The sequence below is a fragment of the Collinsella sp. Sow4_E3 genome (assembly GCF_052116285.1).
Classification (GTDB): Bacteria; Actinomycetota; Coriobacteriia; order Coriobacteriales; family Coriobacteriaceae; genus Collinsella.
The window spans coordinates 1-6511 of record NZ_JBQKLJ010000030.1 but is presented as its reverse complement, the minus strand read 5'-3'; the positions used below and the strand labels follow the sequence as shown (position 1 = coordinate 6511).

Annotated in this window: 10 protein-coding genes; all 10 read left to right on the top strand. The window is 66.6% G+C overall.

Annotated features, from left to right (window positions below):
• Positions 1-141: 141 nt before the first annotated feature.
• The gene (locus ACTQ48_RS10650) at positions 142-375 is read left to right on the top strand and encodes a hypothetical protein (protein WP_441042120.1); all 234 of its coding nucleotides are present in this window, start codon (positions 142-144) and stop codon (positions 373-375) included.
• 345 nt (positions 376-720) lie between these two features.
• Positions 721-942 (top strand): helix-turn-helix domain-containing protein, encoded by a 222-nt coding sequence (locus ACTQ48_RS10645; RefSeq protein WP_441085708.1) that lies wholly within the window; start codon positions 721-723, stop codon positions 940-942.
• Positions 943-1302: 360 nt separating this feature from the next.
• Positions 1303-2142, top strand: coding sequence for a hypothetical protein (locus ACTQ48_RS10640; RefSeq protein WP_441570887.1), 840 nt, complete (start codon positions 1303-1305; stop codon positions 2140-2142).
• Positions 2139-3248, top strand: coding sequence for a hypothetical protein (locus tag ACTQ48_RS10635; RefSeq protein ID WP_441085711.1), 1110 nt, complete (start codon positions 2139-2141; stop codon positions 3246-3248). The genes ACTQ48_RS10640 and ACTQ48_RS10635 overlap by 4 nt, the downstream gene beginning before the upstream one ends.
• 285 nt (positions 3249-3533) lie before the next feature.
• On the top strand, positions 3534-3917 hold the full coding sequence (locus ACTQ48_RS10630) for a hypothetical protein (protein ID WP_441564032.1): 384 nt from the start codon (positions 3534-3536) through the stop codon (positions 3915-3917).
• Positions 3914-4249: a hypothetical protein gene (locus ACTQ48_RS10625; RefSeq protein ID WP_441570885.1), complete on the top strand. Its 336-nt coding sequence runs from the start codon at positions 3914-3916 to the stop codon at positions 4247-4249. Before ACTQ48_RS10630 ends, ACTQ48_RS10625 begins: the two co-directional genes overlap by 4 nt.
• Positions 4250-4256: 7 nt before the next feature.
• Complete coding sequence (locus tag ACTQ48_RS10620; RefSeq protein WP_441085714.1) at positions 4257-4697, top strand: RusA family crossover junction endodeoxyribonuclease; 441 nt, start codon at positions 4257-4259, stop codon at positions 4695-4697.
• On the top strand, positions 4697-5506 hold the full coding sequence (locus tag ACTQ48_RS10615) for a hypothetical protein (protein ID WP_441570883.1): 810 nt from the start codon (positions 4697-4699) through the stop codon (positions 5504-5506). Before ACTQ48_RS10620 ends, ACTQ48_RS10615 begins: the two co-directional genes overlap by 1 nt.
• Positions 5506-5952: a hypothetical protein gene (locus ACTQ48_RS10610; RefSeq protein WP_441085716.1), complete on the top strand. Its 447-nt coding sequence runs from the start codon at positions 5506-5508 to the stop codon at positions 5950-5952. Before ACTQ48_RS10615 ends, ACTQ48_RS10610 begins: the two co-directional genes overlap by 1 nt.
• A gap of 146 nt (positions 5953-6098) precedes the next feature.
• Complete coding sequence (locus ACTQ48_RS10605; RefSeq protein WP_441521657.1) at positions 6099-6356, top strand: hypothetical protein; 258 nt, start codon at positions 6099-6101, stop codon at positions 6354-6356.
• Positions 6357-6511: the final 155 nt, after the last annotated feature.

The window sequence follows — 6511 nt, the reverse complement described above, 5'->3', positions numbered from 1 at the left end:
GGTCGGGATGCTCCGCCGCCCTGACTGGGGCCGGATGCCCCGCGTCCCGCACCGCATCCGTGGCCATATCGACCCGAGCCTGTGGCTCGACCCTGATCCGGTGGACGACACAGAGCCGTCCCCTGCACGAGAGGACCTACCATGACCCCTGTCGCTTTCCCGCCCCATGTGCGAGCGATCCTGTACTACGCCATGTTTTTCGTCGGCCTCACCCTCGGTGCTGTGCAGATCGGCTACGGGGCGGCGTCTGTCGATCAGCCCACGTGGCTGACTGTCGCCCTCGCCGTGTTCGCGTTCGTCAGCTCGGGTCTCGGGCTGACGGCTGCCAGCAACACCACGGTCGAGCCGCGTCGCGCCGTCGAGGAGCACCCCTGACCGCTGCCCGACCACGTGGTACCCCACCCCTCGTCGGGGGGTGGGGTTTTCTTTTTGTATAGAGGGGACCCCTATCACCACTCCACTGCCACATCAGGGTCAGCCAGCATCGCCCGCCCGGCAGCAGCAGCCCACCACCCACGGGGCCGATCACCCACCGGCTGCCGAGACAAAACAATCGGCACCTCAGCGTCCAGCATCCGCTCCACCGCCTCGTCATGGCGGGCCAGCTCGCCCCAAATCAGCCCCGCAGCCACGAGAGCATCATCACCCACCTGCACATATACCCAAAACTACCCAACTGTGTGGGCAAGTTTGGGTATCCCTTGACCTCCGTGGCTATGTATGTCTAGTGTTCAGGTCATGAATAGGTATACCCAGAAGGCGCTTGCTCCGGCTGAGGCCGCGGACGCGCTGAGCGTCTCCATCAAGACGCTGCGTCGCTGGGCGGACGCCGAGCCGCCCCTCATCAGGTCCGTTCGGCTCCCGAGCGGTCACCGACGGTTTCCGCGGTCCGAGATTGATCGCCTGCTCGGCGCCAAGGTGCCCGAGGGGAGCGAGTCATGAACGGCGCATTCGTCCTCGCCCTCCTCGCCATCGGCGCCGTGCTCTGCTGGTACGCGATCACCGAGGCGGGTGATCTCCGATGACCGTATGGTGGCTCCTCGCTCTCGTCGTCGTCGCGATCACCGTCGTGATGATCGCTGCTCTGTACTCCCCTCACGTTCCCCAGGCACGTCACCAGTCCCGCCCCCCAGCGTGGCGGTCGGGTGAGCCTCGGCGTCATCACTATCCGGAGTGTCCGGAGTGTGGGTCGTCGGGTCGGTCGTGTGTGCGCACGACGGGTCAGCGGGCCGGTACCCCGATCGCGGGTGGTGTGCGTGGCTGGCATGTGCAGCGGCTCGACCTCGAGGCGGGTGCGTTCTGATGCCCAGATTCACTCGACGGAACCACGGCAAGGGCCACTCCTACACCCTCGACGGCTACCGCATCCCCGGCGTCACCACCGTCATCGGCACCCTAGACAAACCCGCCCTCGTCCAATGGGCGGCCTCCGAAACCGCCGCCTACGCCGACGAGCACTGGGCCGAGCTGTCGGAGCTCCGCTCAGCCGACCGCATCAAACGCCTCGAGCGAGCCCGGTTCGCCACGAACCGGCGCGCGATCGTCACCGGGAACCGGGTCCACGCCCTGGGGGAGCGGATCTCGCGGGGGGAGCAGATCGACCCCGCCGACATCGCCCCCGGCGAACGCCCCTACGTCGAGGGCTACGCCCGGCTCCTGGACGACTGGGAGCTCGACATCGAGCACACCGAGATGCCGGTGTGTCACAGCGAGTACCGGTACGCCGGCACCCTGGACGCGATCGGCACCAGCCCCCGGCTAGGGCGCGTGCTGCTGGACATCAAGACCTCCAAGGGGGTCTATGCGGAGACGGCGTTGCAGCTCGCCGCCTACCGGTACGCAGACCTCGGGATCCTCACCACCGAGTCAGTCGGGCCCCGCGGTGGCCGGGTGACCAGCGACACCGAGATCTCGATGCCCGAGGTCGACGTGTGCGCGATCGTCCACGTCCGTGAGGACTCCTGCACCCTGCAGCTCGCCAAAGCCGACCAGGACACCTGGGCCGTGTTCCTGCACTTGCTCGAGGTGTATGACACGTGGGCGCGGCCCACGTCGTGGGCGTCCCGCGACGACGACGACCACCTCAACCCCATCTCCGACCCGATCTACATCGAAAACCACCCCAGGAGGGACCGAGCATGACTATGCAGACATGGGAGGAACCGGCCGAGCTCGTGCCGGTCACCCCATCACACGACCACACCGACTCATGGACACAGGTGCTCGAGCCTGTGGGTGAGCTCGCTCAGAAGATCGCCAGCACCGAGTTCGTCCCTGTCTCGCTGCGGGGATCGGTGCCGAAAACCGCGGCGGCGATCCTGTACGGCCGCGAGCTCGACCTCCCACCGATGACCGCACTCGGCTCGATCCACGTCATCAACGGCAAGGCAGGGATCTCGGCGGAGCTGATGCGGGCCATGATCGCCCGCGCCGGCCACGAGATCCGGATCACCGACATGTCAGCCGACCGCTGCCAGGTCAAGGGAAAACGCCGTGGTGAGCAGGAGTGGACCACGGCGACATACACGATGGCCGAGGCGGTCAAGGCGGGGGACGCCAAAAAAAACCCGCAGTACTCCACGCGGCCGGCCGAGATGCTGCTGGCGAGGGCGACGACCCGGCTGGCGCGGATGGTTTTCGCTGACGTGATCCACGGGATGGCGTCGGTGGAGGAGCTGGAGGACCTCGACGAGGAGCCTGTGGCGGTGCCCGTGGTGCGGGTCGAGCAGCAGCAGGAGCAGGAGCCGGTTCGGGCCACGATCGGCCGCAGGTCCGGGAAGGTGGCTGACGCGCCGCCGCCGCCGCCCGCCCCTGCGCCTGCTGGGCCTGCCCCCGTACGGAAACCTATCCCGGTCACGCGAGGCCGTCAGCGGCCCGCACAGCCCGCCCCAGAGCCGGTCGAGGCCGATGTTGTGGAGGTTGAGGAGCTCGAGGCCCTGCCGGCGGATCCGGAACCGCAGCCGGCGGCCGAGGTCGCACCGAAACGCAGCTCGCGTGCGCTGGGTGCTGTGATGGCGCACTGGAAGCGGCTCGGTGTTGAGGAGCGGACCGAGCGGCTGGTGTACACGTCGGCGGTCGTCGGCAGGCCGGTGGAGTCCACGACGAAGCTGACCGAGGACGAGCTCAGGCAGCTGCTCTCCACCCTCGAGCGCTCGAAAAACGTGGACGAGCTCGATGCCTTGCTGCAGGCCCACGACGGCGACGACGGGGGGGACGGCGATGATCGCCTCCGACCCCGATGCTCATGAAAGCGGGGAAGTGCCGCCACTGCTGGCGACCCATCATCTGGATCCGCATGACCGCCACCGGACGGCTCCTACCCTGCAACCCCGGCCACGACCCCCACGGCAACGTGAGCGCCTGGGAGTCCGTCCGAGGTGACCTCGAGGGCTACGTGATCAGCCACGACCGGCCGGCGAAACAAGGTGCGCGGAGATTCCTGGCGCATCACGCGACGTGCGAGAAGGACCCGCACCGCAAACCCACACCCAACCTGCAAGACCAACTCGTTTCTATCCCTGAGGAGAATCCCTATGTCCGCTTCCGTCAAACTTTCCGCCAAGCTACCCGGCGACCCGGAGATCAACGGCCTTGACTCCATCGTCGAGCAGCTCCACAACCCCGACCATGTGATCGCCGTCATCGCCTGGATCGTCCCCACCAAAATCACCGAGGACCTCGCCACCGGTGCACGGATCCCCACCGTCGAGCTCCGCAGGATCGAGCCGATCGGCCCCGCCGACACAGTGCCCCCGGTCGTCACCGAGCTCGCGGCGGAGCTGTACGCGCAGCGCACCGGCCGTGACCCGCTGCCGTTCGATTCGCTGGTCTCGTCCCACGGGGACGTCGAGGAGCATCACGGCCGCACTGATGTGACCGATGAGGTCTACGTCTACGGCGAGGAAGAGATGACATGACACCCCGCCCACACTGGAACCCGCCCGCCGGAGCCGTCACCATCACCGCCGGCCCACGCGGCGGCTTCCAGGTCGACTGCACCGTCTGCGAATACCAGTACCCCAGCGAGCCCTACGTGGCGTGCATCACCGACGCCCGGGAACACAAGCGCCTCCACCGCTGCCCAGCCGGCACCCCCGGCGCATACCCCACCTGCCCGGTGTGCTACGCCACCGGGAAACACTGCCGGGGCGGAGCCGAGATGACCACCATCCGCGGGTCTCAGCATCACAACGGCGCACGATGGCACCTCGAACGGCGAGCCCTCTACCTCGCCAGCCTGATGGAGTGAGGCCGCTGTGTGGTCAGTCACCGTGTACGGCGACCCCCAAACCAAAGGGTCCCTCAAATGCGTCGGCCGACACGGCCGACACCAGCTGATCGAGGATGACAAAACCGGCAAAAAGAAGTGGTGGCGGGCCCGGGTCGCAGCAGCGGCCCGGGCCATCGCCCAACGCTCCGGCACACTCACCGGCCCTATCGGTGTCCGCTGCATCCTCACCATCGCCCGACCCAAAAGCGCACGCCTCGACGCCGACCCCATCACCCGCAGCTCAGGCGACATCGACAAACTCTCACGGATGATCCTCGACGCCCTCACCGATGCCGGACTGTGGACCGACGACTCCCAGTGCGTCGACCTGCGAGCCCGGAAACTGTACGTCGGTCACCCCGACTCCGCCACGCAACCGGGCTGCCACCTCACCATCTGGCAAGCAACAATCCTAGGCGGATTGTGATGGGCAAGGTTGATTCGCGACCGCATGGGTACGTCAACACCTACACACGGGGCTGCCGCTGCCGGCCGTGCACCGACGCAGCAGCAGCAGCCGTCCGAGACCGCGTACGCCGAAAGTATTACCAGCAGTGGGGGACCCCTGACCCGCGCGAGCTGGTCGATGCCACGCCGGCCCGGAACCACCTCGCCAGTCTCATCTCACCCATGACCCACGTCGCCGCCACCATCGGCATACCACACGCGACGCTGTACACGGTCAGGGCAGGCAGGACGCGGCTCATCACACGCCGGAACTCCGACGCGATCCTCGGGTACCGCGATCCTTGCACTGTCACACCGATCGGCCTCGCGCGTCGCCTCCGAGCGCTTGCTCGACTCGGCTACCGGGCCGCTGACATCGCCGCAGCGGTCGGCTGCTCCCGAGCGTCCATCGACCAGTTGCGCGCCGGCTACCTGGGGCGCAAGCCACCGAGTCATGCCGCCGACGTGGTCGCGTTCTACGAATCCGTGACTCGCCTGAGCACCGGTCCTCAGTCAACCCGTGTCAGGAACTATGCCGAACGTCAGGGTTGGGCCCCGCCGGCGGCGTGGGACGACGACACCATCGACGACCCCACCGCCACACCTCACGGCATCCGCCACACCCAATCCCGCACCCGCGCCGGCATTGATGAGGTTCTCGATCTCCTCGACGCCGGCACCTCACCACTCAACATCGCCGAACGTCTGGGCGTCCGGCCGGCCTCGATCGCGCGCCGGCTGAGACGTCACGGCCATCACCATCTAGCACACCGATTCGAGACCATCTGATGGGCTACCAGCTCGTGAACCTCGCCATCGACCCCACGCTGGGCCAGCACCTGACCCACCGGGCCCGCCTCGCACTCATCACGATGTGCCACAGCGCCTTCGACAAACCCGCACCCGGCCGCGCCGCCGCCGAGTATTACGGTGGACACGCCGGCATTGCGTTCGCTATCACCGGACGCCCTGGAGCTCCCGACAATGCCGGGAAGCTCGCGGCCAAGCGGGCCATCAAGGAACTCCTCGACGCCGGACTGATCAAGCGAGGAAGAGATGCTGAGTGGAACAGGACCGCTTCATTCATCATCGTCTTGGGTGGTCGATACAAGCCCGCACTGCCTGTGGATAACTCCGACCAGCCACCCTCAATATCGACGGCAGAGGGGTCACCACAGACCCCCCTTAGGGGGTCACCACAGACCCCTCTAGGGGGTCACCACAGACCCCTCTAGGGGGTCACCACAGACCCCTCCTATAAAGAGTCTTGAAAGACATTGGAAGACAAGTAATGAATCGTGGTCACCCAATCCGGTAGCCAGACTGGGGCTGTGGATAACTTTCACGAAAGGAAGAACCATGACTACACCGAGGACCAGACATGACCTACACCCGAGCCCACCGCCAAACCCGAGCCGCCTACCAACACCTCATCAACGCCAACATCCCCATCACCTGCTGGCGCTGCAACAAACCCATCACCCCCAACACCCCCTGGGACCTCGGCCACACCACCGACCTCGCACGAGGCGGCAACCCCCACCACACCCAACCCGAACACGCCACCTGCAACCGCAGCGCAGGAGCCACCAACGGCAACCACGACCGCACCCAACCACCACCATCAAGGACCTGGTAACCCCATGACAGCCACCAAAACAAGCCGACCCACACACACCTACCGGGAGCCGCTCTACGGCCGTCCTAGCGGCCATTCTGGGCCAGCCAGAGCGGTTTTTCAGTCGGCCCGGGTTCTGCGGGACACCCCGGCGGTTTTTCAGTCGGCCCGGGTTC

Coding starts and splice junctions, on each gene's coding strand:
- ACTQ48_RS10650 (WP_441042120.1), top strand. CDS start 142: ATGACCCCTGTCGCTTTCCCGCCCCATGTGCGAGCGATCCTGTACTAC.
- ACTQ48_RS10645 (WP_441085708.1), top strand. CDS start 721: ATGTCTAGTGTTCAGGTCATGAATAGGTATACCCAGAAGGCGCTTGCT.
- ACTQ48_RS10640 (WP_441570887.1), top strand. CDS start 1,303: ATGCCCAGATTCACTCGACGGAACCACGGCAAGGGCCACTCCTACACC.
- ACTQ48_RS10635 (WP_441085711.1), top strand. CDS start 2,139: ATGACTATGCAGACATGGGAGGAACCGGCCGAGCTCGTGCCGGTCACC.
- ACTQ48_RS10630 (WP_441564032.1), top strand. CDS start 3,534: ATGTCCGCTTCCGTCAAACTTTCCGCCAAGCTACCCGGCGACCCGGAG.
- ACTQ48_RS10625 (WP_441570885.1), top strand. CDS start 3,914: ATGACACCCCGCCCACACTGGAACCCGCCCGCCGGAGCCGTCACCATC.
- ACTQ48_RS10615 (WP_441570883.1), top strand. CDS start 4,697: ATGGGCAAGGTTGATTCGCGACCGCATGGGTACGTCAACACCTACACA.
- ACTQ48_RS10610 (WP_441085716.1), top strand. CDS start 5,506: ATGGGCTACCAGCTCGTGAACCTCGCCATCGACCCCACGCTGGGCCAG.
- ACTQ48_RS10605 (WP_441521657.1), top strand. CDS start 6,099: ATGACCTACACCCGAGCCCACCGCCAAACCCGAGCCGCCTACCAACAC.